Consider the following 23,007-nt stretch of genomic DNA (forward strand, 5'->3'; position numbering starts at 1 on the left):
GCTATGCTGGTGGCGCCGCCCGCCGGCGCCATGACAACAGTCCGGCAGCGGCGAGCGCGAGCGCGCCCAGGAGCAGAAAAGTGTAATTGCCAAAGCGGATGAAGGGCGTCATGCCGCCCATGCCCTGCACTGTCGTCCTGAGTGCGCCGTACTCGTAATTGGGCACTGACGCCACCACATTGCCGCGCCCGTCGATCACGGCCGTGGCACCGGTGTTGGTGGCGCGCAGCATGGGGCGCCCCGTTTCGATGGAGCGCATCTGTGAAATCTGCAGGTGCTGCGGAATGGCCACCGACTCTCCGAACCAGGCCAGGTTCGAGACGTTGAGCAGCATGGTGGCGGGACGCGCACTGCTGCGCAGCTGCAGGGCGATTTCTTCGCCAAACACGTCTTCGTAGCAGACATTGGGCAGCACCAGCTGGTCCTTGACCGGGAATGGCGCCTGGACCTCGGCCCCGCGCGTCATGTCGGCCAGCGGCATGCGCATCATGTCGACAAACCAGCGAAAGCCGGCGGGGACGAATTCGCCAAACGGCACCAGGTGCTGCTTGTCGAAGCGGTAGGCCCGCCCGCCGGGCGACATGCCAACCACGCTGTTGGCCACCATGCCGGGACCGTCGGCGATGGGAATGCCGAACATCAGGTGGCTGCCGCTGGAGGCGGCGTACTGCTGGAGCGACGGCAGATAATCAGGCGGCAGGTTTTGCGGGATGCGTGCCACGGCGGTTTCGGGCAGGGCGATCAGGTCGGCCGGTTCGGCCATCACCATGGTCCGGTACTGCTCCAGGGCGCGGGCAATGTGCTCGGGGTCGAACTTGCTGGTCTGGGCGATATTACCCTGCAGAAGACGCACCGTGATGGGCTGCCCCACGGGCTCGGTCCACTGGATGAAAGTCAGGCCAAAGCCTGCCGCCAGCACCGATGCCAGCACGCCCATGCCCAGCATGCGGGCGCGCTGGGTCAGCATGACAATGCAGCCTGCGCACAGGGCCGCGATCACGCCCACGCCGTACACGCCAATCAGGGGCGCATAGCCGGCCAGCGGGCTGATATTGTGCGCGTAGCCGGATGCGGCCCAGGGGAAGCCGGTCATGACCCAGCCACGCATCCATTCCGACACGCCCCAGGCAAAAGGCAGCACCACCAGCAGGAAGCTCGTCACCGGCAGCGCCAGGCGGCGCCGCAGCCAGGTGGAGACACCGGCGGCAAAGGCGCCGAACAGTCCCATGTACACGCCCAGCAGGCACACGAAGAACACGGCAAGCGGCCCCGGGATGTGCCCGAAACGGTTCATGGTGATGTACAGCCAGTGCATGCCGGCCACCGACCAGCCAAAGCCGAAGGCCCAGCCAATCAGGGTGCTGCGCTTGATGCGGGTATCCATGCCGACCTGGTAGAACAGGAAGGCCAGCGACAGGAACTGGATCGGCCACCAGCCGAAGGGCGCAAACGAAAACACGCTGGCGGCGCCGGCAAGTGCCGCGAACAGCATGGGCAGGGCGGTGCCGCGCGGGGCACGCACGGCACCCTCCGCGCCAGTGGTGGGAGCAGGGCGGCGCCGCAGCATTAATCGCGTTCGTCTTCGGGAAGGGGGAGTTTTTCCACCAGCAGCACGTGGACCTGGCGCGCATCGGCGCGCAGCACTTCGAAGCGCAGGTTGTCCATGTCGAACACGTCGCCCTTGTGCGGCATGCGTCCAAGGTGATTGGCAACCAGGCCGCCGATGGTGTCGACGTCGTCTTCGGGCAGGCTGGTGCCCAGTTCTTCGTTGAACTGTTCGATCTCGGTGAGGGCCTTGATGCGCCAGCGCGGGCCGAGCTGGCCTTCCTTGATGGAGAGGATGTTGTCTTCCTCTTCGTCGAAGTCGTATTCGTCTTCGATGTCGCCCACGATCTGTTCGAGCACGTCTTCAATCGTGATGAGACCTGCCACGCCGCTGTATTCATCGACCACGATGGCCATGTGGTTGTGATTGGCGCGGAAGTCGCGCAGCAGCACATTGAGGCGCTTGGACTCGGGAATGAAGATGGCCGGGCGCAGCATGTCGCGCACGTCGAAAGCTTCTTCGGCGTAGTAGCGCAGCAAGTCCTTGGCCAGCAGGATACCGACCACGCGGTCACGTTCCCCTTCGATGGCCGGGAAGCGCGAGTGCTGGGTTTCCAGCACGTGCGGCAGCCAGTCTTCGATGGGACGGGAAATGTCGATCACGTCCATCTGCGAGCGCGGCACCATGATGTCGCGGGCCGAGAGGTCGGACACCTGGAACACGCCTTCAATCATGGACAGCGCATCGGCGTCAATGAGATTGCGTTCGTGGGCGTCGTGCAGGACCTCGAGCAGCTCGGCGCGGTTTTCGGGCTCGGGGGAGATGAGTGCGGTCAGGCGTTCAAACAGCGACCGATGGGGTTTGGCGTCCGTGCGGACGTCATAAGAGTGCTCTGGCATAGTTGGCGTGAGCCGTTGTTGCAATAGGGGGTAGCATACACCAAAAGGCCGGATGCCCGTTTTTTAAGCGGACTTGCATCCCGTTGGGCAACTTTTTGGCAGGGGGTCAAGTCTCGGCGGCGTAGGGATCCGGATAGCCCATGGCGGCCAGAATATCGCGTTCGAGCTGTTCCATCTCGTGCGCGTCGTCGTCGTCCTCATGGTCATAGCCTTGCGCGTGCAATACGCCGTGCACGATCAGGTGCGCCGCGTGTTCTTCCAGCGTCTTGCCCTGCTCCTGCGCCTCGCGTTCGAGCACCTCGGTGCACAGGATGATGTCGGCCTGCACCGGCTCGTCGTCGGCCAGCGTGTCGCCCTCGTTGTAGGCAAAGGTGAGCACGTTGGTGGCGTAATCCTTGCCCCGGTATTCGCGGTTGAGTACCTGGCCTTCGGCGGCGTCGACAAAACGGATGGTCAGCTCGGCCGGACCGAGCAGGGCCGCCTGCACCCAGCGCCGCACTTTCTGGCGCGTGATGCTGTCCTGCAGGCGCGCATCGGGATACTGGACGGACAGGGACAGCTTATTTTTTGCGGGCATTTTTGACAGCAGGCTTGGGTAGCAGGGCAATATCTTCGACGGCGGCAGCGTTTTCGTAAGCGTCGACAATGCGCGCCACCAGCGGGTGGCGCACCACGTCCACGCTCGTGAAGTGGGTAAAGGCAATCCCGCGCACATCCTTGAGCACGCCCACGGCGTCCACCAGGCCGCTCTTTTGCGTCTTGTGCAGGTCGACCTGGGTGGTGTCGCCCGTGACCACGGCCTTGCTGCCAAAGCCGATGCGGGTCAGGAACATCTTCATCTGTTCCACCGTCGTGTTCTGGGCTTCGTCCAGGATCACGAAGGCGTGGTTGAGGGTGCGCCCGCGCATATAGGCCAGGGGCGCAATCTCGATCACCTGTTTCTCGAACAGTTTCTGGGTGCGGTCAAAGCCCAGCAGGTCGTACAGGGCGTCATACAGGGGGCGCAGGTAAGGGTCCACCTTCTGCGCCAGGTCCCCGGGCAAAAAGCCCAGGCGCTCGCCCGCTTCCACGGCCGGGCGGGTCAGGATGATGCGCTTGACGGCGTCGCGTTCCAGCGCATCGACCGCGCAGGCTACGGCCAGGTAGGTCTTGCCGGTACCGGCCGGGCCCACGCCAAAGGCAATGTCGTGTTCGAGAATGGCGCGCAGATACTGGATCTGGTGCGGCGTGCGCCCGCGCAGGTCGCTGCGCCGGGTCTTCAGGGTCGGACTGTTGATTTCAATGTCGGGCAGCACCTGCTCGGGCTCGTTTTCCTGCTGGGCATGGCTGTGCAGGCCGGTGCGCTGCTCCACCAGGGCCAGCTGCACTTCCTCGATCGGCACCACCTTGTTGGCCACGGCGTAAAACCGTTCCAGAATTTCGACGGCGCGGGCGGCATTGGTGCCGCTGACGATGAATTTTTCGCCGCGCCGGAAAATGGTGACGTCGAGGGCGGCCGAAATCTGGCGCAGGTTTTCGTCAAGCGGGCCGCACAGGTGTGCCAGGCGCGTGTTGTCGAGGGGCTCGGGAATGAAATATTCTGGCTGGGTAGGGATTTTTGTTTTCAACTGGCTCTGGCAATCGTGTCTAGGCTGGGGACAAGTTCGCCGCGCAGCGTGTAATTAAAACTCTCGGTAATGCGCACGTCGGCCATCTGGCCCACCAGCGCGGCGGCATTGCTGCCCGCATCAAAGTTGACGACGCGGTTGTTTTCGGTGCGGCCCTGCAACTCGGCCGCGTTCTTCACGGACGGGCCTTCCACCAGGATGCGCTGCACGGTGCCGACCATGGCCGCACTGTACTTGCGCGTGTTGGCGTCGATGGCTGCCTGCAGGCGCTGCAGACGGGCCAGCTTGACCTCGTGCGGCGTAGCGTCCTCCAGGCTGGCCGCCGGGGTGCCGGGGCGCTTGCTGAAGATAAAACTGTAACTGGTGTCGAATCCCACATCTTCAATGAGTTTCATCATCGCTTCGAAGTCGGCCTCGGTTTCTCCGGGAAAACCGACAATGAAGTCCGACGAGATCGACATCTGCGGGCGCACCGCGCGGATGCGGCGGATGATGGACTTGTATTCCAGGCCCGTGTAGCCGCGCTTCATGGCACCCAGTACCTTGTCGGCGCCGTGCTGGGCCGGCAGGTACAGGTGATTGACCAGCTGTGGAATCTTTGCGTAGGCATCAATCAGGCGCTGGGTAAATTCTTTCGGGTGGCTGGTGACAAAGCGGATGCGTTCCACGCCCGGGATATCGGCCACGTATTCCAGCAGCAAGGCAAAGTCGGCAATCTCGCCGCCTTCCATCTGGCCGCGGAAGGCATTGACGTTTTGCCCCAGCAAGGTAATTTCCTTGACGCCCTGGGCCGCCAGGCCGGCCACTTCGGCCAGCACGTCCTCCAAGCGGCGCGACACTTCCTCGCCGCGCGTATACGGCACCACGCAGTAGCTGCAATACTTGCTGCAGCCTTCCATGATGGAGACAAAGGCCGAGGCGCCCTCGACCCTGGCCGGCGGCAAATGATCGAATTTTTCAATCTCGGGGAAACTGATGTCCACTTGCGCGTCGCCACTGGCGCGGCGCTGGGCAATCAGGTGCGGCAGCCGGTGCAGCGTTTGCGGGCCAAATACCATGTCCACATAGGGCGCACGCTTGACGATGGCTTCGCCTTCTTGCGAAGCGACGCAGCCGCCAACGCCGATCAACAGGTCCGGGCGCTTGAGCTTGAGTTCGCGCAGCCGGCCCAGGTCGGAAAACACTTTTTCCTGCGCCTTTTCCCTCACCGAACATGTGTTGAGCAGGATCACGTCCGCATCGTCGGCCGTATCCGTGCGGACCAGGCCATCGGAAGCCCCCAGTACGTCGGCCATCTTGTCCGAGTCGTACTCGTTCATTTGGCACCCGAAGGTCTTGATGAAAACTTTCTTTTGCATGAGGCGGGTTCTTTTGATGAAGCGTGAGGGCGGGACGCCAGTTTACCGTAAATTCATGTGGCGGACGAAAAACCACGTCCCGGGGGCGCGCACGATTGAGTGGCTTTATGACAATAATTTTCGTGTAGAATCGTTAGCGGCATTTCAATGCTTTCCTGAATCCAAAAAGCGGCTATTGCCGTATACGATTACGCGAGATTTATTAAAGAAAACTCTTGCGTGCGCCACAATTCGGCACCATGTGTTGAAATGACTATGTGACAAGCTTTCCGGCAGATAGCTTGATTTCAAACAATGAGACGTATGTGCGCGTAAGTTGTACTGGAAGCATATGAGTTTAATATCGTTTGAAACCGAGTGCGTGGGAAGCGAGTGGCGCGACAGCGCAATACGATCCGGCAGCGTTTCCCGGCAATAGGCAAGTTTGCTTGCCACAGGAGCGCGGTTCCGGGAACTTCTTTAGACGCAACATGGTCTTTTACAAAGTTCGTAGACGGCATTATTTCAACCAACACACACGAGGTACTATCATGGCACACCATGCTTTGGCATCGCAGGAAAGCTACAACCCCAACCACTTGCTCGACATTTTGCTGGGTAAGATGCAATTGAAGAACGACGCGGCGCTGTCGCGCATGCTCGAAGTGGCACCACCGGTGATCAGCAAGATTCGTCACCACCGTCTGCCAGTGGGCGCTTCGCTGCTGATCCGCATGCACGAAGTGACCGGCATGAGCATTCGCGACTTGCGCGACCTGATGGGCGACCGCCGCACCAAGTATCGCCTGTCCGACGCCCAGGGCCGCCCAAAGCCAACGGAAGAGAAGGCAGCAGCGCCTGCCGATCCATCGGCCACGCCCGGCAACTATGCCCATTAAGACCGACGGCATGACAGCACTGCTGTTCATGCCGCGGGGCGACTGAGTCCGCCTGGTAAGTGTGGTGCAGGCGGGCTGTCAGCCCATGAGTATCAGCGTGATCTCCTCGAACTGCAGTTCGGTTTCGCGGAACACGTGCAGGCAGGCTTCTTCATTCAGTCCCAGTGCGGTCCACGCGGCCGACGACACTGCGGGCACCAGCTCGTCCTCTTCGCGCGCCACATCGAGCGCGTGAACGATGGCATTTGCCACATGGACAATCGTGGCAAGCATCCCCGCACCCGGCGCGTCCGGGTCGTGGTGGTACGCGATCGCCGTCGTCATCGTGTCCGAGAAATGCCAGCGTTGCCCCAGGGCCACGCCCGCATCCACATGGTCCACCCCCATCACCGCCCGCTCCGCTTCCAGCACAGCGCTATCATGGCTGCGCTTGTACGCCATCACGGCGGCGTAAGTGTCCGGATCGGCGGTGACCAGCACCAGGCGCCCGATATCGTGCAGCAGGCCGGCTGTGAAGGCAATGTCCTGGCTGTAGCGCACGCGGCGCGCAATCACCTGACAGCACACGGCAGTGGCAATGGAATGGCGCCAGAACGCCTTGTCATCAAAGCCCGGGCAGCGTCCCTGGGGGAAGCAGCCGGTGACGGCGGCGGCCGTGATCAAATTGCGCGTGGTCTGAAACCCCAGGAAGGTCAGGGCTTGCTGGACCGTCGTCACCTTGACCTGCAAGCCGTTGAGAGTGGCATTGGCCAGGCGCAGGGTCTTGGCCGTCAGGGCCTGGTCGTGCGACAGTTTTTTGGCCAGCACGGCAATGTCGGCATCTTCCTGATCAATGCTCGACAGCAGTTCCATGACCACGGCCGGCAGGGAAGGCAAGTCGTTGAGGTGGCGGACCAGGTCTGCGAGCGCCATCGTCATGGCGCGATCTCCCGTTCCAGGCGATAGTCGGTGATATAGCGGCGCAGGATGCAGCTTGCCCAGTCGTCGTTGTTATCGGGATCGTTCTTGCGAAACAGGACGGCCAGCCGGCGTTCCACACTGGCCGGATCGGGCGCCGCGCTTGCCTGTTCGCAGACGATGGGCAGCATGCCGATGCCGTGTCCCGGAAGCAGGCCGATGATTTGCTCGGTGAGCACCGCGCCCTTGGGCAGCAAGACATTGCCTTGCCGGTCAAGCAATTCGTCCGACAGCACCATGCCGGCACGGATATCGGTCAGCGGCAAGTGCTGGTGAGCTGCATTCATGGCGGCCTCCTGTGTGTCAGGCAATATTACCACCGGCCCGCAGCGGCGTCAGTGCAGATTTCTTGCCATTCACAAGTGCTTCGGCGTACATTGGCACTTACCAAGATGGGAGGATCGATGTTCAGTATTCAGAGCAGGCTCAAGCTGCTGTTCGTCGTGATTGTCACGCTGGTCCTCGCCATTTCCGGAACATATACCCAGTATTCGCTGGGCAAGGAGCTCGAGGCCAGCAACCAGCGCCTGCGCCAGGGCGTGCTGACTCGCCTCCAGATCAGCTTGCCTTCGGCCCTGTGGGACCTGGACAAATCCAAGGTCGACAGCATTGTCGAAGCAGAAATGCTGCCGCCCGAAGTGGTCGCCATCCGCGTCTACGACACCTCGGTCGGCCTGTTTTCGGGCAAGCTGCGTACCGCCAATGGCAACCTTACCGACATCACCGCCGACATGGCCACGCCGCCCGGCACCGCGGTCGAAGCCTTGCTTGTGTTCCAGGACGGTGGCTCGGCCAGCGCCTCGATCAAGCCGGTTTCCGTGGGCCGGGTGGTGATCAATTTCAGCCGCGAGCAGATCGACGCGGCGCTGGCCTCCGAGCTCACGCGCAAGGTGGTTGAAGTCTTGCTGCTGGACGCGATCCTGGTGCTGGCGCTGTCGCTGTCGCTGCGGGTGGTGTTCGAGCCCCTGCGGCGCCTGCGCGACGGCCTGTTCGACCTGGCCACGCGTGGCACCGACGAAGTGGAAGAGTTGCCCGAAGACCGGCGCGACGAGCTGGGCGATGTGATCCGGGGCTTCAACCAGATCCAGCGCCGCCTGAAATCGACCATTGGCCGCATCCGCGAGGCCGAAGACGCGTCGCGCCGCTCGGCCCAGCAAACGGCGCAGGCGCTGACGGACCTGCGCCAGACCCAGGAATCACTGGTGCAGGCTGAAAGGCTGGCCTCGCTCGGAAGCCTGGTGGCGGGGGTGGCGCATGAAATCAACACCCCGGTCGGCATTGCCCTGACCAGCGCCTCGGTGCTCAAGAGCGCTACCGATGAAATCCAGCAGGCGGTGGCCAGCAGCGGCGTGAAGAAATCCGACATCCTGCGCTACCTTGACACGGCCAATGAAAGCGCGCGCTTGATCATGAACAATGCCTATAGGGCCGCGCACCTGATCCACAGCTTCAAGCAGATTGCCGTCGACCAGACCAGCGAGGCGCGGCGCCCCTTTGGCCTGAAAGAATATATTGAAGAAATCGTGTCCAGCTTGCAGCCCAAGCTCAAGAAGATGCCGATCACCCTCAAGCTCGATTGCCCGCCCGATATCGTGCTCGACAGCTATCCGGGCGCGTTTGCGCAGGTGATCACCAACCTCACGCTCAACTGCGTGGAACATGCCTTTGCCCCCGATATGCCGGGCGTAATCGACATCAGCGCGCGCCTGGACGGCGATCTCGTGGAATTGAACGTCAAGGATGACGGCAAGGGCATTGCGCCGGACGTGCTGGACCGCATCTTTGACCCCTTCTTCACCACGCGCCGCGGCCAGGGCGGCACCGGCCTGGGCCTCAATATCGTCTACAACCTCATCGCCAAGCAGTTTGCCGGGACCATCACGGTACACAGTACCCTGGGCGCGGGGACCCACTTCACACTGCGCTTCCCGCGCGTGACGGCGCAGTACGATGAGGGCGAGACCGTGCCGGCGCCCCCGGAAAAGGTGACGCCGGCGGCCTGAGCACGTTCGACGGGTCCGCTTGAGGCCTGCCAAGCAAGAAGGCGTGAACTGTTGTATTCTCGGCATGCCTCAAGACCCCTGGACTCACACGTAAAGGATCAACATGAAACTGTACTTCAGCCCTGGCGCCTGCTCCCTGTCCCCCCACATCATCCTGCACGAAGCAGGCCTTGCCCACGAGACCGAGAAGGTCGATCTGCGGGCCAAGACCACGGCCAGCGGCAAGGATTTTCGCACCATCAATCCCAAAGGCTATGTGCCGGCGCTGGAAACGGAGGGCGGCGTGGTCCTGACCGAAGGCCCTGCCATCGTGCAATACCTGGCCGACCAGGCGCCGGAAAAAGACCTGGTGCCGCCGGCCGGCAGCATCGAGCGCTACCAGGTCATTTCCTGGCTCAATTTCATTTCTACGGAAATTCACAAGAATTACAGCCCCCTGTTCAATCCCGCTGCGACCGATGACGTCAAGCACATGGCCAAGGGCAACCTGGCCAAGCGCTATGAGTACCTGGACCAGGAACTGGGGCAGCGCGACTATGTGTTCGGTTCTGCATTCTCGGTGGCCGATGCCTACCTGTTCGTGGTCACCAACTGGGCCGGCATGGTCAAGGTCGACCTGTCGGCGTATCCCAATGTGCAGGCATTCCAGGAGCGCGTCGGCGCCCGTCCTGCCGTGCAAAAAGCGCTCAGGCACGAGGGCTTGTTGACTTGAGCTGAAGCTGCGATTTCCGCGACAAGACATCCCGCCCTGTGCGGGATTTTTTTGCCCGTCGCCAGTTGCGCACTGTTATCACCTTGCTTACTTTAAGGATCGTCTAACGAAGGCCACGTACCATCGAGCGTGCCTGAGGCAAGGTGCAATGCAGCAATTGTCATGTTGCTCAGGCCTTTTTTGGCACCTTGATAACGATGGGATTGTCGCCTTGTCCAGAGCTGTTGCGCCGCAAAATTTTTTCACCATTCCTTGCTGTACCTCGCTTTTCTTTGGCGGTATAGTTCCCATGTAGCTGTTGCTTCGTAGCATTAGTTTGATGGTAAAAGATCCACACTGGCGCCCTGTGCTGCGCCCGTGAGCAACACCGTAGAGCTGCATCGATTGACATGGTTTGCGGAAACATCATGTTCACGATTGCCGCTTGCACTGACGGGCCCTGCATCCGCCCGCCAGCCATACGCAGTCTGACATTCGCCCGCAACCTTTTTTGTAAAGTACCGACATGCCGAACCTTGCCGAACTCCAGATAGCCTTCAAGAATGTGTACGTGCGTATTGCCGCCGGACTGTTGGTGGCAACGGTCGTTGGCCTGGCAATCTACAAGTCCGATGTGCCGCAAGATCCCGCGCCCATCGTCCACTCCCAGGATATTTCGCGCATTACCGCGCTGGCGGCCGACAAGGCGCGCCTGGAATACCTGCTGGTGGCCAAGCCGCTGTCGGAGTCGCCCCGCTACGTCTTCAAATTCAAGAACGCGCCCCAGCTGCACGTGGTGAAGGTGCCAAGCACCTCCCACCTGTCGCTGGAGCGCGAAGTGCTGCTCAAGAATGCCATTCCTTACTCGATTGCCAAGGAAGACTACCTGGCCTCGCACAAGGCAGTGCTGCTCGACGAAGGGCAGAATGCCACCGCCGTGGCGCTGACGACCTTTTTCAAGCGCTATGCATTTGAAATCTTCCTGGTCTGCCTGATCATCTACGCTCTCAAGTACGGTATTCCCGGCACGGGCATGAGCTCGGCAATCATCATGCCGGACAAGCTCAAGGGCAGCATGGATGACCTGATCGGCATGGACGATATCAAGCAGGAAGTGCTGCACCTGGAAGACATGATCCGCAACCGCAACGAGTACAAGTCGCACAATATCGACAAGCCGTTCAATGTCATGCTGACCGGCCCCGCCGGCACCGGCAAGACCAAGCTGGTCGGTTATCTGGCGAAAAAACTCAATGTGCCGCTCATCCAGGCTTCCGGTTCGGCCCTGGAGTCGGGTTATGTGGGCGGCGGTTCCAAGGCCTTGAACGCCCTGTACCGCAAGGCGTGCGCGCGCGGCAGCTGCATCATTTTTCTGGACGAGGCGCAGACCCTGTTCATGCCGCGTGGCCGTGGCGAAAAGAAATGGGAAGACGACACTGCCAACACGCTGCTGGGGCTGCTGGACGGCGTCAAGAGCGACAAGGGCGCCAATGTGATCTGGGTGGTGGCATCGAACTTTGACGATGCCTCGAGCGAAATGGATGAGGCCATGCTGCGCCGCTTTTCCGTCAAGATCAATTTCCGTCTGCCCAACAAGGGCGAACGCGGCGCGCTGCTCAAGAACTTCCTGGGCCGCAAGAAGGAAGGCCTGGTCGACTGGAATGATCTGGACCTGGGCCAGGTGGCGGAAATGACTGCCAACCTGAGCCCTGCGCTGCTGGAAAACGTTGTCGAGCGCGCCAGCATGATCTCGATCCAGGAAAAAGCCATCATCAACACTGACCTGATGTTCCGCGCCTTCGAGCGCGCCACGCTGGGCCTGACCGACCGCGCCACCACGGCTGAAAAGCACAAGCAGCGCGAGCGCGTGGCACTGCACGAACTGGGCCACTTCTTCATGCAGATCGATCCCTACCTGCGCCAGGGCCTGACGCTGGAAGAAGTGAAGGAAAAGTCGCACCTGCTCAAGATCAGCACGGAGTCGGTATCGAAGCTGGGCGCGCTGGGCTACGTGCTGCAGTCGGGCGACGATGTGTCGCTGCGCACGCTGGAAGAACTGGAGCAGGATGTGATTCAGCTCTACGGCGGTGTCGCGGCCGAGGAACTGTTTTACGGCGCGCGCGGGATTTCCGTCGGCAGCCAGAACGACATTGAAAAGGCGACCAAGATGCTCAACCTCATGGTCAACCGCCTGTCGATGTACTCGCGCGCCAAGATCGATTACTCGCAGCTCAAGAACGAAGGCAGCGGCGACCATACGATCCGCCAGGTGGAAGAAAAATCCGACGAACTGTACAGCTACACGCTGGGCGCGATTCGCGACTACAAGGCCGTGATCGAATCGCTCAAGGATACGCTGCTGGACCAGTACGTGCTGTCCAAGGATGCCGTGTTCGAGCTGCTGGAAGAGCGTTACGAATTGCTCATGGCGCACATTGCCGTGCCGCGCCACGCCAACCTCAAGCTGTGCGGCGACCAGGTCGCTTAAGCGTCTGCGGCTGACAAGAAAGGGACCTGCGGGTCCCTTTCTTCTTGCCTGCCCGGTTTTTCCCTGCCATGCTGTGGCTCCCCACAGTCTTTGTCCCAACGATGCCATGCTCAAGATTCGTCCCGCTTACACCTCGGCCGTGATGCTGCTGGCCGCCCTGCCTGCGCTCCCCGCCGCGCAGGCGCAAGCAAGTTCGGCCCCGGTGCGTGCACTCGAGATCAACAATACAGCCGCGCTCAAGCTGGCCGACATCGAGCGCCAGATCCAGCAATTGCAACTGGCCCCGGCCTTTACCGCAGCGGCGCTCAGTTCGCCTGCGCGGATCAAGGAGGGACAGGCGCTGGTGGCGCGCCTGCGCGACCTGAGCGCGCGCCGCAGTGCCATTGCCGGCAGCCAGGCGAGCGCCATCAGCGCGCTCAGACAGTCCGCCCCCGGCGCCTGGCAGGGCATCGACAGCTACCTGGCGCAGGGCGCGCAGGTGCACCAGCAATTGCACACTGCCCGCGCCGAGGTGGCGGATGCGGCCGACGCGGTGCTGGCCTGGGCCGGCGAGCAGGGCGCCGCCTTGCGCGCGGAAAACGGGCGCCTGCGGATGGACTCGCCCGCGCAGCAGCAGCGCTTTGATCAGTTGTTCGCGCGCCTGGAAGCGGCCATGGCGCAGCACGAACGCGCGGTCGACGCCAGCGAACGCTATCGCAAGGCCAATCAGGGCCGGCTGCAGCGCCAGCCGATCCCGTCACAGTATTGATGTCAAGGAGGGCGCGCTAGCGCTGGCCGGCCTGTTCAGCCCGGGCAATCGTCTGCAGGGTATCTTGCGCCGCTGCGCGCCACTGGCCGCCGAGAGCCACGGCTTTTTCCGCCGCTGCGCGCGCCTCGGGCAGGCGCTGTAATTCCATGAGCACATAGGCGAGGTTGTTGAAGGCGGCGCCACTGTCCGGATGGGCAATGGTGGCGCGCTCGAGCGCGATAGCAGCTGCCGCCCGGTCGCCGGCCGCGTAGGCGGTATTGCCCAGCCCCAGGTGGAAGGCCAGGTTGCGTGGCCAGCGCTGGACTGCAGCAGCATAGGTCTGGCGGGCCGCACCGGGGTGGCTGCTTTTCTCAAATGCCAGCAGGGCCTCGAGCACGTCGGCTTCGCTGGCGGAAACCGGCAAGCTGCCCGGCGGCAGCGTCTGCATGCCCCAGTACGCACTGCGCTTCCAGGTATGTTCAAAAGTCGACAGCGGCATGGCCAGCCGTTCGGTGGTGCCTGAATGCAGGAGGATTTCGTTGCGGTCGAGGTCATACCCGATGGCCACCGCGTAGTGCCACCTGGGGGCGATGGGCAGGCTCAGGTTTTGCAGGACCAGCACCGGCCTGCCTGCTGCCAGTTCGGCCAGCAGGGCATCCATGCGCGGCGCAATGGTGATGCTGAAGGCGCCGTTGCGCCGGCCGGCGGCCAGCATTTCCACCTGCAGGCTGCCTTGACGCGCGGGAATATAGACTTGCGCAACCAGGGCGTCGGCATCGGCGGCAAAGCCTGCCGCGCGCAGCGCCATGGCCAGCGCTGCCGGCCCGCATTGATAGCGTTCCTGGGCAATGAATGGCGTTCCCGTTAAGGCGACCCGGCGCGGCATGTCCGCCGGGACGGCAGCCATGAGCGCCCGGGTCTGCGTGGCGCATCCGGTGAGCAGCATCAGGAGCAGGCTCAGGATGACAAGCCGTCCCTGCAGCAGGGAAAAACGGATGCGCAACATGCAGCGCTGTTTAACGGCGCATCGAGCGCGTGAACGGGAATACCTTGGTCAGGCCCAGGATGTCTGTGATCAGCAGCAATACAAAGATGAACACCAGGGTGCCCAGTACGCCATCGCCGCCGGCTGGCAGACTGTCGAGCTGGTTGGCCACCGAGGCGGCTTCGGCATCGGTCATGGCGGCTACGCGGGCGCTGGCGTCGCCCACGTCAATGCCCAGCTTTTGCAGCTCGGCCTGCACGTCGGCACGGGCAAAGGCCAGCTGGACCTTGGCGCGGTTTTGCTGGGCAAGGGCGGCATTGGCGACCTGTTCGGTGCCGATCATCGATGCCTGGACCGATTGCGTAAAGCCGAGGAAAACGATCGAGGTGATCAGGGTGTGGGCGAGAATTTTTTTCATTGTGGCGAACATGTCGTGCTCCTTGGGCAATTGGTGATTTTTCCATCTTAACCGGAGAATAATTTGGCGCGCAAGCGAGGCAGCAGTGCGCGCCCATTCCGGCGCAAAAAAGGGCCGGAGTGTCTGAAATCGGCGAATAAACGGGGTAAATCCGCTTACGGCTGGGTTGCCAGCGTCACCAGCACCTTGCGCAGCGACGCCTGCACCGCCAAAAATTCCGCGCGCCGCTTTGACTTGCTCAACCGGAACAGCATCAAGCCTTCCACCTGCGCCACCATCAGGATGGCGCGCTGCTGGTACTCGGCGTCGCTGATGGCGGGATTGAGGCCGCGGATCAGCTTGTAGATGGCCTTGTGTTCGCGCGCCAGCATCTTGTCCATGAGGCGCGAGGCAAAGGCGTTGCGCGAGGCGAGCGACCACAGTTCGAAGAAGATGGCATGCGTGACCGGGTCGGTAATCTCTTCCAGGAACATGTCGCAGGTCGACAGGAAGCGCTCCAGCGGCGAGGCGCTGGTCATGGCGGCCGAAATGCTGTCCATCTTTTTCTGAAACAGTTCCATCGTATACAGCAGCAGCGCCTCGAGCAGGGCATCCTTGCTCTGGTAATAGTGCTGCACATTCGACAGGCTCATGCCCACCTCGGCGGCCACGCGCCGCATCGACAGCCCGGCGTAGCCGTCGGCAGCGAGCAGGGTGCGGCCGGCATGCAGGATGTCGAGCGCGCGCCCCAGTCCCTTTTCCGTGGTATTCGATGGCTTGTGCTTGAGCGAGCTGGCAAGTGTATCTGGCATGGGCCGAATTATCGCACGGGGCTTTAAAAAATAGTACGGCTGACCTATAATTGGCTGCATTAGGTCGAGCGACCTACTTAATTCAGGAGTCGATGAATGAGCCGCAAAGTGTTTGTATCGGGCGTGGGCATGATCCCTTTCGCCAAGCCGGGCGCCAGCGCGCCGTATGACCAGATGGGCGCGCAGGCCGCGCGCCAGGCGCTGGCGGACGCGGGCGTTCCCTACGACCAGGTCGAGCAGGCCTATGCCGGCTATGTGTATGGCGACTCCACCAGCGGCCAGAAGGCGCTGTACCAGGTCGGCATGACGGGTATCCCCATCGTCAACGTCAACAACAACTGCTCGACCGGCTCGACCGCGCTGTTCCTGGCGCGCCAGGCCGTCGAAAGCGGCGCCGCCGAGTGCGTGCTGGTGCTTGGATTCGAGCAGATGAGTCCTGGCGCACTGGGCTCGGTGTTCAGCGACCGGCCCAGCCCCTTCGATCCCTTCGACGCCGTGACCGACCGCCTGGTCGGCATGCCCGAGATTCCGCTGGCGCTGCGCTACTTTGGCGGCGCCGGCCTGGCGCACATGGAAAAATACGGCACCCCGTTCGAGGCGTTTGCGAAGATCCGCGCCAAGGCCAGTCGCCACGCCGTGAACAACCCGCTGGCGCTGTTTCGCAAGGAAGTCACGACCCAGGACGTGCTGGACGCGCCCATGATCTGGCCCGGCGTGATGACGCGCCTCATGGCCTGCCCGCCCACCTGCGGCGCGGCCGCCGCGGTGCTGGTATCGGAAGACTTCGCAAAAAAGCACCAGCTGCGCACCGACGTCTACATCGCCGCGCAAGCCATGACGACCGACAGCCCGGCCACCTTCGACTCGGGCGACATGATGCGCCTGGTCGGCTACGACATGAGCCGGGCGGCCGCGCACAAGGTGTACGCGCAGTCCGGGATCGGCCCGGAAGAGCTGGACGTGGTGGAGCTGCACGACTGCTTCGCCCACAATGAGCTGATCACCTATGAAGCGCTGGGCCTGTGCCCGGAAGGCGGCGCCGACAAATTCATCAGCGAAGGCGGCAACACCTACGGCGGCGCGGTGGTGACCAATCCATCGGGCGGCCTGCTGTCCAAGGGCCACCCGCTGGGCGCCACCGGCCTGGCCCAATGCTACGAACTGACCCACCAGCTGCGTGGCAGCGCCGACGCGCGCCAGGTGGCCGGTGCCCGCGTGGCGCTGCAGCACAACCTTGGCCTGGGCGGCGCCTGCGTGGTGACCATGTACCGGAGGGCATGATGAACGTGATCGGCAAATCGGCGTGGATGACGCCGGAACTGGACGGCTTTCGCGATGCCGTGCGCCGTTTTGTGGCGAGCGAAGTCGCGCCGCACCAGGAGCGCTGGCGCCAGCAGCAGCACGTTGACCGCGAGCTGTGGCACAAGGGCGGCGAGATGGGGATCCTGTGCGCGGACATCCCCGACCAATACGGTGGCTCGGGCGGCACCTTTGCCCACCAGGCGATCGTGTTCGAGGAGCTTGGCTATGTGGGCGACATGGCCTTCGGCATCCACGTGCATGCCATCGTGGCGCACTACATCCTCAACCAGGGCACGGAGGCGCAAAAGCAGAAGTACCTGCCGCGGCTCTCCAGCGGCGAGATGATTGCAGCCATTGCCATGTCCGAGCCCGGTGCCGGGTCGGACCTCAAGGGCATTCGCACCACGGCGGTGGCAGGGCCTGAAGGCTACCGTGTGAATGGTTCCAAGACCTTTATCTCGAACGGCTACATGGCCGACCTGATCGCGGTGGTGGTCAAGACCGATCCGGACGCGGGCGCCAAGGGCGTGTCCATCCTGCTGCTTGAAACGAAGGAGAACCCGGGTTTTCGCGTCGGCCGCATTTTGGAGAAAGTGGGGCAGAAGGGGCAGGACACGTGCGAACTGTTTTTCGATGACGCCCACGTCCCGCTGGAGAATGTGCTGGGCGGCATCGAGGGCAAGGGCTTTGCCCAGCTCATGACCGAGCTGCCCTACGAGCGCACCATCCTGGGTGTGGCAGGCGTGGCCGCCATTGAACGCGCGCTGGCGCTGACGGTGGAATACACGCGCGAACGCAAGGCGTTCGGCCAGGCGCTGATCGACATGCAAAATACCCGCTTTGTGCTGGCCGAGGTCAAGACCGAAGCCACGGTGGCGCGCATTTTCATCGACCGCTGCGTCGAAGACACCATCGCCGGCACCATGGACACCGTGCGTGCCTCGATGGCCAAGTACTGGATCTCGGACCTGCAGTGCAAGACCATTGACCAGTGCGTGCAGCTGTTCGGCGGCTATGGCTACATGCTCGAGTATCCGATAGCCCAGATGTACGTGGACGCCCGGGTGCAGCGCATTTACGGCGGCGCCAATGAAATCATGAAAGAAATCGTCGCCCGCTCACTATAAAGGAAGCGCCGTGCCTGGACCGCTTGCAGGAATTCGCGTGATTGAAATGGTCGGGCTGGGACCATGCCCGTTCGCGGCCATGATGCTTGCCGACATGGGCGCCGAGGTCATTCGGGTCGACCGCAAGACGGCGCCCGGCGCCGCCACGCCGTTTCCCATCCTGGGCACGCGCTGTGACGTCATGGCGCGCGGGCGACGCTCGCTGGCGCTGGACCTGAAGCACCCGGACGCGCGCGACGTGGTGCTGCGCATGGTGGAACAGGCCGACATCATCATCGAAGGCTTTCGCCCCGGCGTAATGGAGCGCCTGGGACTGGGGCCGGACGCCTGCCGGGCGCGCAACGCGGCCCTGGTCTACGGCCGCATCACGGGCTGGGGCCAGGAAGGGCCGCTGGCCCAGGCGGCAGGCCATGACATCAACTACATTGCCCTCACCGGCATGCTGCACGCGATGGGCCGCGCCGGCCAGCCGCCCGCGCCGCCGCTCAATCTCGTGGGCGACTTCGGCGGCGGCGCCATGATGCTGGCCTTTGGCGTCGTGTGCGCCGTGCTGGAGGCGCGCAAGTCCGGCCATGGCCAGGTGGTCGATGCGGCCATGACCGACGGCGCGGCGCTGCTGGGCGCCATGATGTATGGCTTTCGCGCCCACGGCAGCTGGAACGAGGCGCGCGGCGCCAACCTGCTCGATGGCGGCGCCCATTTTTACGACACCTATGCCTGCGCCGATGGCAGGTTCATCTCCATTGGCGCCATTGAACCCCAGTTCTACGCGCTCCTGCTCCAGCTTGCCGGCATTGACGACCCTGCATTCCAGGCCCAGATGGATCCGGCCAGCTGGCCGGCTCTGACGGAAAAGCTGGCGGCCATATTCGCGCGCCGCTCGCGCGACCAATGGTGCGACCTGCTGGAAGGGACCGATGTCTGTTTCGCGCCCGTGCTGGACATGGCCGAAGCGCCGCAGCACCCGCACAACCGGGCGCGCAGCACCTTTGTGGACGTGGACGGCGTGCTGCAGCCGGCCCCCGCGCCGCGCTTTAGCCGCACGGCGCCGGAACTGGGTACGCCCCCTCGCGTGCCGGGGCAGGACAGCGCTGCCGTGCTGGCCGCCTGGGGATGGAGCGCCGCCGAGATCGACAGCCTTGCAGCCAAACGCGTCATCTAGCGCCAGGTGGAGTAGTATGCCAATCATGCACATACATGGCTGGAGGGCACATGATCAACCCGTTCATCAATACCGATGCGGCGCCGGATGAACTGCCGGCCGAAGACTTTTCCATCCCGGGTCGCGACCTGCTGATCGTGGCCCAGTTTCTGGCGCCCACCGATGCCCATCTGGCGCGCGGCTTCCTGGTCGCTTCCGGCATTCCGGCGGTCGTGGCAGACGCCAATCACGCTCAGGCTTACGAATTGATTGCGCCGGCCATGGGCGGCGTGCGGGTTCTGGCACCGGAAGAATACATCGAGGAAGCCAGGCGCTTGCTCGCCTCGCGCGAGCAGGGCGACTTCGCGCTCGACGACGACCAGGACGTGGGTCCCTCGCAGGAATGAAAAAAGGCCCGCGAGGGCCTTTCGTCTGTTTGGCCAGCCTTACCTGGTCACGGCCGGGGCAGGGGCGTCCGGCGCCGGTGCCGCAGGCGCCGCCATGCTCATCTCTTTTTGCACCAGCTGCTCAAGGGCGGTGTCGGAATTTTTGGCCTGGCAGCTTGCGGTGGCGCCGGTGCCGCCTTGCTGCGTCAGGACATTGGCAGCCACGCCGCAGGCCTTGGCTGCAATGCCAACGGGCACCTGGATCGCTGCCGGCACTTTTGCCGCATCGACGCTGAGGTTTTTGGCGACGCTGGCGGACACGCCGCTCAGGTCCACGGTGATCATGCCGGACTGCTGCTGCGCTGAAGCGAATGGGGCAGCGCAGAAGGCAACAGCCGTTGCTACGGAAGCCATTACGAATTTTGCTTGAGTCATGTAGATCCCTTCTTTCAAGTTGACAGAATCATTGGCCGTGCAGAGTTTGGGCGCGGCGCAATGAAGCGAGGTCGCAGTATCTGCCAACTTTTGCGGCGTCAATACACAATGTTACATTGGCTTACAAGCTTCCAGCGGGAACTTTTTCCCTTATTAAACAAGGATTTGCACTGATTAACGCTCTGTATAGTCCCGCTCGCGTCGCTCTTTCCACTGGCCGGCGCCAAGTAGAATGATCTGCAGCTGGCGCACGAAGTTTTGCGTCATTTCCCGCTCCAGCACGGGCTGGTCGGGCGGCAGGTCCAGGATATCGGTGGCTGCGGCCAGCATGGTCATCACGATCAGGCCGCACACCATTTGCAGGCGCGGCGTGGGCAATTCCTGATACAGACCCAGTGCCCGGAAATCCTGCGCCATCTCATTGGTAAAGTGCGTGACATCGTTGCGAATGGCCAGGCGCAGCACCCGGCTGCCGCCAGAGCGTTCGCTGGCCACGAACAGAAACAGCAGCCGATTGGCCTTGACGTAATTCTGGTAGACCTGTACCGAGCGGCGCAGGATGTCGCCCCGTGCCAGCTCCACCTGGCGCGCTTCGCGCAGCAGCCGCCGCAGCGTCACGCCCATTTCTTCCACCAGTTCCAGCCCCAGCTGATCGGCATTGTCGAAGTGCCGATAAAAGGCATTGGGCACCATGCCGGCTTCGCGCGCGATCTCGCGCAGCGAAATGCTGGTGAAACTGCGCCCTTCGCCCACCAGCTTGAGAGCCGCCTGCAGCAGTGCCCGATGGGTCACGGCCTTGCGCTCGCTGCGGCTGGGAAGATCGGTGCGATGGGTCAGGTCCGGGTCGGGCATGGTGGGATCAGTGTACGAGTGTTACCGCATTTTACATGGGGCGAGGCGGAGGGAAGCTTCTAATATCGGGGGCGGTCATTGACTTTGAGTGTACACGTGTACACAATAACGGCTGTTGAAACTAAGCAAGGCCCCGCATGTCCACGATTCGCACTGCCATCACCGGCCTGGCCGACATGTTCGCCTATCCGCTGCGTCATTCGCACTACCTGGAGCTGGTCAACCCGCTGTGGACGCGCCACGTCCTGATGGCGCGCGTGGTCAATCTGTGGGACGAGACGTCCGATACCCGCACGCTGATGCTGCGTCCCGGGCGCGGGTGGCGCAATCACCGCGCCGGGCAATTCGTGCGCATCGGCGTGCCGATCGACGGCAAGCGCCACACGCGCACCTATTCCATTTCGTCGGTCCCGGCAAGCGAGGATGGCTGCATCTGCATCACCGTGAAAACCGTGGAAGGCGGCCGCGTATCGGGCCACCTCGCGCGCCACGTCAAGGTGGGCGACTACCTGCCGCTGGGCGAGCCCCAGGGCGAATTCGTGATCCCGGAGGCCGTGCCCGTGCACCCCCTGTTCATCACCGGTGGCAGCGGCATTACCCCCGTCATGAGCATGCTGCGCAGTTACGTGGCGGAATACGAAGTGATACCGGACCTGGTGCACATGCATTACGCGCCACACGCGCTGGATGTCATCTTTGGCGCCGAACTGGCGCAGCTGCAGGCGTCGCAGCGCCACTACCAGCTGCACAAGTACTATACGCGCGCCAATCCGGATGCGGCCAGCGTCCATTTCAGCGCCGCCCAGCTCGAAGCGGCATGTCCGGACTGGCGCGAGCGCGAAGTGTGGGCCTGCGGCCCGGCCGCGCTGCTCGACGCCGTGGAGCAGCACTGGGAGCAAGCGGGCCTGGCGCGCCAGCTGCATACGGAGCGCTTCCACGCGCGCGAAGTGGCGCTGCCGGCCGAAGGCATCAAGGAAGGCAAGGTGTTCTTCGCCGTCAGCGACGTGCAGGCCGCATCCGACGGCTGCACCAACCTGCTGCGCGTGGCCGAGGACGCGGGCCTGAATCCCGCGCACGGCTGCCGCATGGGCATCTGCCACGGCTGCAATACCAAACTTGTCAGCGGCTGCGTGCGCGATTCGCGCACCGGCCGTCTTATCAGCGAGGCAGGGGAGACGGTGCAGGTCTGCGTCTGCACCGCCGTGGGCGACGCCGCCCTTGCGCTCTAACGATTTCAGGAAACGATATGCCGATACCCGCTCATATGACGCTCGACGACATCAACGCCTTTGGCCGCGATGTGGAAGCGATCCGCAACGAAGTGATGGACTCGCGCGGCGAGCGCGATGCCCGCTACATCTACCGCCTGATCAAGGTTCAGCGCAGCATGTCGCTGGCCTCGCGCCTCATCATCTACGCCAGCCTGGCCTTTCTGCCACAGTGGGGGCACGCCTTGGCCGGCTGGGCGTTCTTCTGGCCCGTCATTGCGCTTGGCACGCTCATGCTCGGCATCGCCAAGATCCTGGAAAACATGGAAATTGGCCACAACATCTCGCACGCGCAGTGGGACTGGCTGCACGACCCGGCGGTGCAGTCGGGAAGCTGGGAGTGGGACCACGTATGCCCCTCGGACCAGTGGAAGCACTCGCACAACGTCAAGCACCACACCTGGACCAACGTGTTTGGCAAGGATGCGGACGTTGCCGGCTATGGCTTGCTGCGGCTGTTTTCCAACCAGCGCTGGAAGCCGTTCAATCTCGGCAATCCGTTGTGGGCGCTGCTGCTGGCGATCTTCTTCGAGTGGGGTATTGCCATCCAGGAGCTGGAGCTGGGACGCATTGCCTCGGGCCGCGCGACCTGGAAAAGCATCCGGCCGATGTGGCTGAAAACGCGCGAAAAGATCCTGCGCCAGGTGCTGAAAGATTACATCCTGTTCCCGCTGCTGGCAGGTCCCTTCTTCCTGATCGTGCTGGGCGCGAACGTGGTGGCCAACATCATCCGCAACCTGTGGACCTACCTGATCATCTTCTGCGGCCACTTCCCGATGGATGTTCACGTGTTCACGCGCGATGAAGTGGAAAATGAAACGCGTGCGCACTGGTATGTGCGCCAGCTGCTCGGCTCCTGCAATATCAATGGCGGCAAGCTGTTTCACATCATGAGCGGCAACCTGTCGCACCAGATCGAGCACCACCTGTTTCCGGATATGCCGAGCAACCGCTATCCGGAAGTGGCGCCGCGGATTCGCGCCCTGTGCGCCAGGTACAGGCTGCCGTACAACACCGGCTCGCTCACGCGCCAGTTCGGCACGACGGTGCTGCGCATATTGCGCATGAGCTTTCCCGGCTACAGCCCGATGCTGGATGGACCGCCACCGCCACGGCGGGCGCGGGCAGCGGCATAGCGACGCCAAGGC

The 23,007-nt window shown here is 62.8% G+C and carries 23 protein-coding genes; 11 read left to right on the top strand and 12 right to left on the bottom strand.

What is annotated here, in order from left to right; translation table 11 throughout:
* Position 1: 1 nt before the first annotated feature.
* The 5 genes from lnt to miaB all read right to left on the bottom strand — a co-directional run bounded on the left by lnt (position 2) and on the right by miaB (position 5,410).
* On the bottom strand, positions 2-1,522 hold the full coding sequence (gene lnt, locus KY495_RS12600; RefSeq protein WP_307728185.1) for an apolipoprotein N-acyltransferase: 1,521 nt from the start codon (positions 1,520-1,522) through the stop codon (positions 2-4).
* 44 nt (positions 1,523-1,566) lie between these two features.
* Positions 1,567-2,445, bottom strand: coding sequence for an HlyC/CorC family transporter (locus tag KY495_RS12605; protein WP_219879780.1), 879 nt, complete (start codon positions 2,443-2,445; stop codon positions 1,567-1,569).
* Between the two features lie 106 nt (positions 2,446-2,551).
* Positions 2,552-3,022 (bottom strand): rRNA maturation RNase YbeY, encoded by a 471-nt coding sequence (gene ybeY / locus KY495_RS12610; protein WP_219879781.1) that lies wholly within the window; start codon positions 3,020-3,022, stop codon positions 2,552-2,554.
* On the bottom strand, positions 3,006-4,052 hold the full coding sequence (locus KY495_RS12615) for a PhoH family protein (protein WP_219879782.1): 1,047 nt from the start codon (positions 4,050-4,052) through the stop codon (positions 3,006-3,008). Before KY495_RS12615 ends, ybeY begins: the two co-directional genes overlap by 17 nt.
* Positions 4,049-5,410 (bottom strand): tRNA (N6-isopentenyl adenosine(37)-C2)-methylthiotransferase MiaB, encoded by a 1,362-nt coding sequence (miaB, locus tag KY495_RS12620; RefSeq protein WP_219879783.1) that lies wholly within the window; start codon positions 5,408-5,410, stop codon positions 4,049-4,051. Before miaB ends, KY495_RS12615 begins: the two co-directional genes overlap by 4 nt.
* 530 nt (positions 5,411-5,940) lie before the next feature.
* On the opposite strand from miaB, the gene KY495_RS12625 reads away from it, so the two are divergent.
* Positions 5,941-6,288 carry a hypothetical protein gene (locus KY495_RS12625; protein WP_219879784.1) on the top strand — a complete coding sequence of 116 codons (348 nt, stop codon included), beginning with the start codon at positions 5,941-5,943 and terminating at the stop codon, positions 6,286-6,288.
* A gap of 78 nt (positions 6,289-6,366) precedes the next feature.
* On the opposite strand, the gene KY495_RS12630 is transcribed toward KY495_RS12625, so the two are convergent.
* Both KY495_RS12630 and KY495_RS12635 read right to left on the bottom strand, forming a co-directional pair.
* Positions 6,367-7,206, bottom strand: coding sequence for an HDOD domain-containing protein (locus KY495_RS12630; protein WP_219879785.1), 840 nt, complete (start codon positions 7,204-7,206; stop codon positions 6,367-6,369).
* Complete coding sequence (locus tag KY495_RS12635) at positions 7,203-7,532, bottom strand: hypothetical protein (protein ID WP_219879786.1); 330 nt, start codon at positions 7,530-7,532, stop codon at positions 7,203-7,205. Before KY495_RS12635 ends, KY495_RS12630 begins: the two co-directional genes overlap by 4 nt.
* 117 nt (positions 7,533-7,649) lie before the next feature.
* Between KY495_RS12635 and KY495_RS12640 the strand changes: the two genes are divergently transcribed.
* The 4 genes from KY495_RS12640 (at position 7,650) to KY495_RS12655 (ending at position 13,175) form a co-directional block, all read left to right on the top strand.
* Entirely contained in the window at positions 7,650-9,248 is a 1,599-nt protein-coding gene (locus KY495_RS12640; protein WP_219879787.1) for a sensor histidine kinase, read from the top strand.
* Between the two features lie 103 nt (positions 9,249-9,351).
* The gene (gstA, locus tag KY495_RS12645; protein WP_219879788.1) at positions 9,352-9,960 is read left to right on the top strand and encodes a glutathione transferase GstA; all 609 of its coding nucleotides are present in this window, start codon (positions 9,352-9,354) and stop codon (positions 9,958-9,960) included.
* Between the two features lie 505 nt (positions 9,961-10,465).
* Positions 10,466-12,427 (top strand): AAA family ATPase, encoded by a 1,962-nt coding sequence (locus KY495_RS12650; RefSeq protein WP_219879789.1) that lies wholly within the window; start codon positions 10,466-10,468, stop codon positions 12,425-12,427.
* Positions 12,428-12,533: 106 nt separating this feature from the next.
* Positions 12,534-13,175 carry a hypothetical protein gene (locus KY495_RS12655; protein WP_219879790.1) on the top strand — a complete coding sequence of 214 codons (642 nt, stop codon included), beginning with the start codon at positions 12,534-12,536 and terminating at the stop codon, positions 13,173-13,175.
* A 16-nt stretch (positions 13,176-13,191) separates the two neighbouring features.
* Here the strand turns inward: KY495_RS12655 and KY495_RS12660 are convergent, their stop codons facing one another.
* The 3 genes from KY495_RS12660 to KY495_RS12670 form a co-directional block, all read right to left on the bottom strand.
* Entirely contained in the window at positions 13,192-14,160 is a 969-nt protein-coding gene (locus KY495_RS12660) for a PA2778 family cysteine peptidase (protein WP_219879791.1), read from the bottom strand.
* 10 nt (positions 14,161-14,170) lie between these two features.
* Positions 14,171-14,569 (bottom strand): PA2779 family protein, encoded by a 399-nt coding sequence (locus KY495_RS12665; RefSeq protein WP_219879792.1) that lies wholly within the window; start codon positions 14,567-14,569, stop codon positions 14,171-14,173.
* Between the two features lie 143 nt (positions 14,570-14,712).
* A complete protein-coding gene (locus KY495_RS12670; protein ID WP_219879793.1) occupies positions 14,713-15,348 on the bottom strand; it encodes a TetR/AcrR family transcriptional regulator in 636 nt (211 codons plus the stop codon).
* Between the two features lie 96 nt (positions 15,349-15,444).
* On the opposite strand from KY495_RS12670, the gene KY495_RS12675 reads away from it, so the two are divergent.
* The 4 genes from KY495_RS12675 to KY495_RS12690 are packed head-to-tail and all read left to right on the top strand — an operon-like array spanning position 15,445 to position 19,325.
* The gene (locus tag KY495_RS12675) at positions 15,445-16,629 is read left to right on the top strand and encodes a lipid-transfer protein (RefSeq protein ID WP_219879794.1); all 1,185 of its coding nucleotides are present in this window, start codon (positions 15,445-15,447) and stop codon (positions 16,627-16,629) included.
* Entirely contained in the window at positions 16,626-17,777 is a 1,152-nt protein-coding gene (locus tag KY495_RS12680) for an acyl-CoA dehydrogenase family protein (RefSeq protein ID WP_374040951.1), read from the top strand. Before KY495_RS12675 ends, KY495_RS12680 begins: the two co-directional genes overlap by 4 nt.
* A gap of 10 nt (positions 17,778-17,787) precedes the next feature.
* Positions 17,788-18,939, top strand: coding sequence for a CaiB/BaiF CoA-transferase family protein (locus KY495_RS12685; RefSeq protein ID WP_219879795.1), 1,152 nt, complete (start codon positions 17,788-17,790; stop codon positions 18,937-18,939).
* Positions 18,940-18,989: 50 nt separating this feature from the next.
* A complete protein-coding gene (locus KY495_RS12690; protein WP_219879796.1) occupies positions 18,990-19,325 on the top strand; it encodes a putative signal transducing protein in 336 nt (111 codons plus the stop codon).
* A gap of 39 nt (positions 19,326-19,364) precedes the next feature.
* On the opposite strand, the gene KY495_RS12695 is transcribed toward KY495_RS12690, so the two are convergent.
* Together KY495_RS12695 and fabR are read right to left on the bottom strand one after the other, a co-directional pair.
* Positions 19,365-19,718, bottom strand: a complete 354-nt coding sequence (locus KY495_RS12695) for a hypothetical protein (protein WP_229518286.1) — start codon at positions 19,716-19,718, stop codon at positions 19,365-19,367.
* Positions 19,719-19,913: 195 nt separating this feature from the next.
* Positions 19,914-20,591, bottom strand: a complete 678-nt coding sequence (gene fabR, locus KY495_RS12700) for an HTH-type transcriptional repressor FabR (protein ID WP_219879798.1) — start codon at positions 20,589-20,591, stop codon at positions 19,914-19,916.
* 137 nt (positions 20,592-20,728) lie between these two features.
* Here fabR and KY495_RS12705 point away from each other — a divergent pair, with 137 nt between their 5' ends.
* The gene (locus tag KY495_RS12705; protein WP_219879799.1) at positions 20,729-21,820 is read left to right on the top strand and encodes a ferredoxin reductase; all 1,092 of its coding nucleotides are present in this window, start codon (positions 20,729-20,731) and stop codon (positions 21,818-21,820) included.
* Between the two features lie 17 nt (positions 21,821-21,837).
* Positions 21,838-22,995 (top strand): acyl-CoA desaturase, encoded by a 1,158-nt coding sequence (locus KY495_RS12710; protein WP_219879800.1) that lies wholly within the window; start codon positions 21,838-21,840, stop codon positions 22,993-22,995.
* Positions 22,996-23,007: the final 12 nt, after the last annotated feature.

It is taken from the genome of Massilia sp. PAMC28688 (genome assembly GCF_019443445.1).
Taxonomy (GTDB): domain Bacteria; phylum Pseudomonadota; class Gammaproteobacteria; order Burkholderiales; family Burkholderiaceae_D; genus Telluria_A.

Coding starts and splice junctions, on each gene's coding strand:
- KY495_RS12605 (WP_219879780.1), bottom strand. CDS start 2,445: ATGCCAGAGCACTCTTATGACGTCCGCACGGACGCCAAACCCCATCGG.
- ybeY (WP_219879781.1), bottom strand. CDS start 3,022: ATGCCCGCAAAAAATAAGCTGTCCCTGTCCGTCCAGTATCCCGATGCG.
- miaB (WP_219879783.1), bottom strand. CDS start 5,410: ATGCAAAAGAAAGTTTTCATCAAGACCTTCGGGTGCCAAATGAACGAG.
- KY495_RS12625 (WP_219879784.1), top strand. CDS start 5,941: ATGGCACACCATGCTTTGGCATCGCAGGAAAGCTACAACCCCAACCAC.
- KY495_RS12630 (WP_219879785.1), bottom strand. CDS start 7,206: ATGACGATGGCGCTCGCAGACCTGGTCCGCCACCTCAACGACTTGCCT.
- KY495_RS12635 (WP_219879786.1), bottom strand. CDS start 7,532: ATGAATGCAGCTCACCAGCACTTGCCGCTGACCGATATCCGTGCCGGC.
- KY495_RS12640 (WP_219879787.1), top strand. CDS start 7,650: ATGTTCAGTATTCAGAGCAGGCTCAAGCTGCTGTTCGTCGTGATTGTC.
- gstA (WP_219879788.1), top strand. CDS start 9,352: ATGAAACTGTACTTCAGCCCTGGCGCCTGCTCCCTGTCCCCCCACATC.
- KY495_RS12650 (WP_219879789.1), top strand. CDS start 10,466: ATGCCGAACCTTGCCGAACTCCAGATAGCCTTCAAGAATGTGTACGTG.
- KY495_RS12655 (WP_219879790.1), top strand. CDS start 12,534: ATGCTCAAGATTCGTCCCGCTTACACCTCGGCCGTGATGCTGCTGGCC.
- KY495_RS12660 (WP_219879791.1), bottom strand. CDS start 14,160: ATGTTGCGCATCCGTTTTTCCCTGCTGCAGGGACGGCTTGTCATCCTG.
- KY495_RS12665 (WP_219879792.1), bottom strand. CDS start 14,569: ATGTTCGCCACAATGAAAAAAATTCTCGCCCACACCCTGATCACCTCG.
- KY495_RS12670 (WP_219879793.1), bottom strand. CDS start 15,348: ATGCCAGATACACTTGCCAGCTCGCTCAAGCACAAGCCATCGAATACC.
- KY495_RS12675 (WP_219879794.1), top strand. CDS start 15,445: ATGAGCCGCAAAGTGTTTGTATCGGGCGTGGGCATGATCCCTTTCGCC.
- KY495_RS12680 (WP_374040951.1), top strand. CDS start 16,626: ATGATGAACGTGATCGGCAAATCGGCGTGGATGACGCCGGAACTGGAC.
- KY495_RS12690 (WP_219879796.1), top strand. CDS start 18,990: ATGATCAACCCGTTCATCAATACCGATGCGGCGCCGGATGAACTGCCG.
- KY495_RS12695 (WP_229518286.1), bottom strand. CDS start 19,718: ATGGCTTCCGTAGCAACGGCTGTTGCCTTCTGCGCTGCCCCATTCGCT.
- fabR (WP_219879798.1), bottom strand. CDS start 20,591: ATGCCCGACCCGGACCTGACCCATCGCACCGATCTTCCCAGCCGCAGC.
- KY495_RS12705 (WP_219879799.1), top strand. CDS start 20,729: ATGTCCACGATTCGCACTGCCATCACCGGCCTGGCCGACATGTTCGCC.
- KY495_RS12710 (WP_219879800.1), top strand. CDS start 21,838: ATGCCGATACCCGCTCATATGACGCTCGACGACATCAACGCCTTTGGC.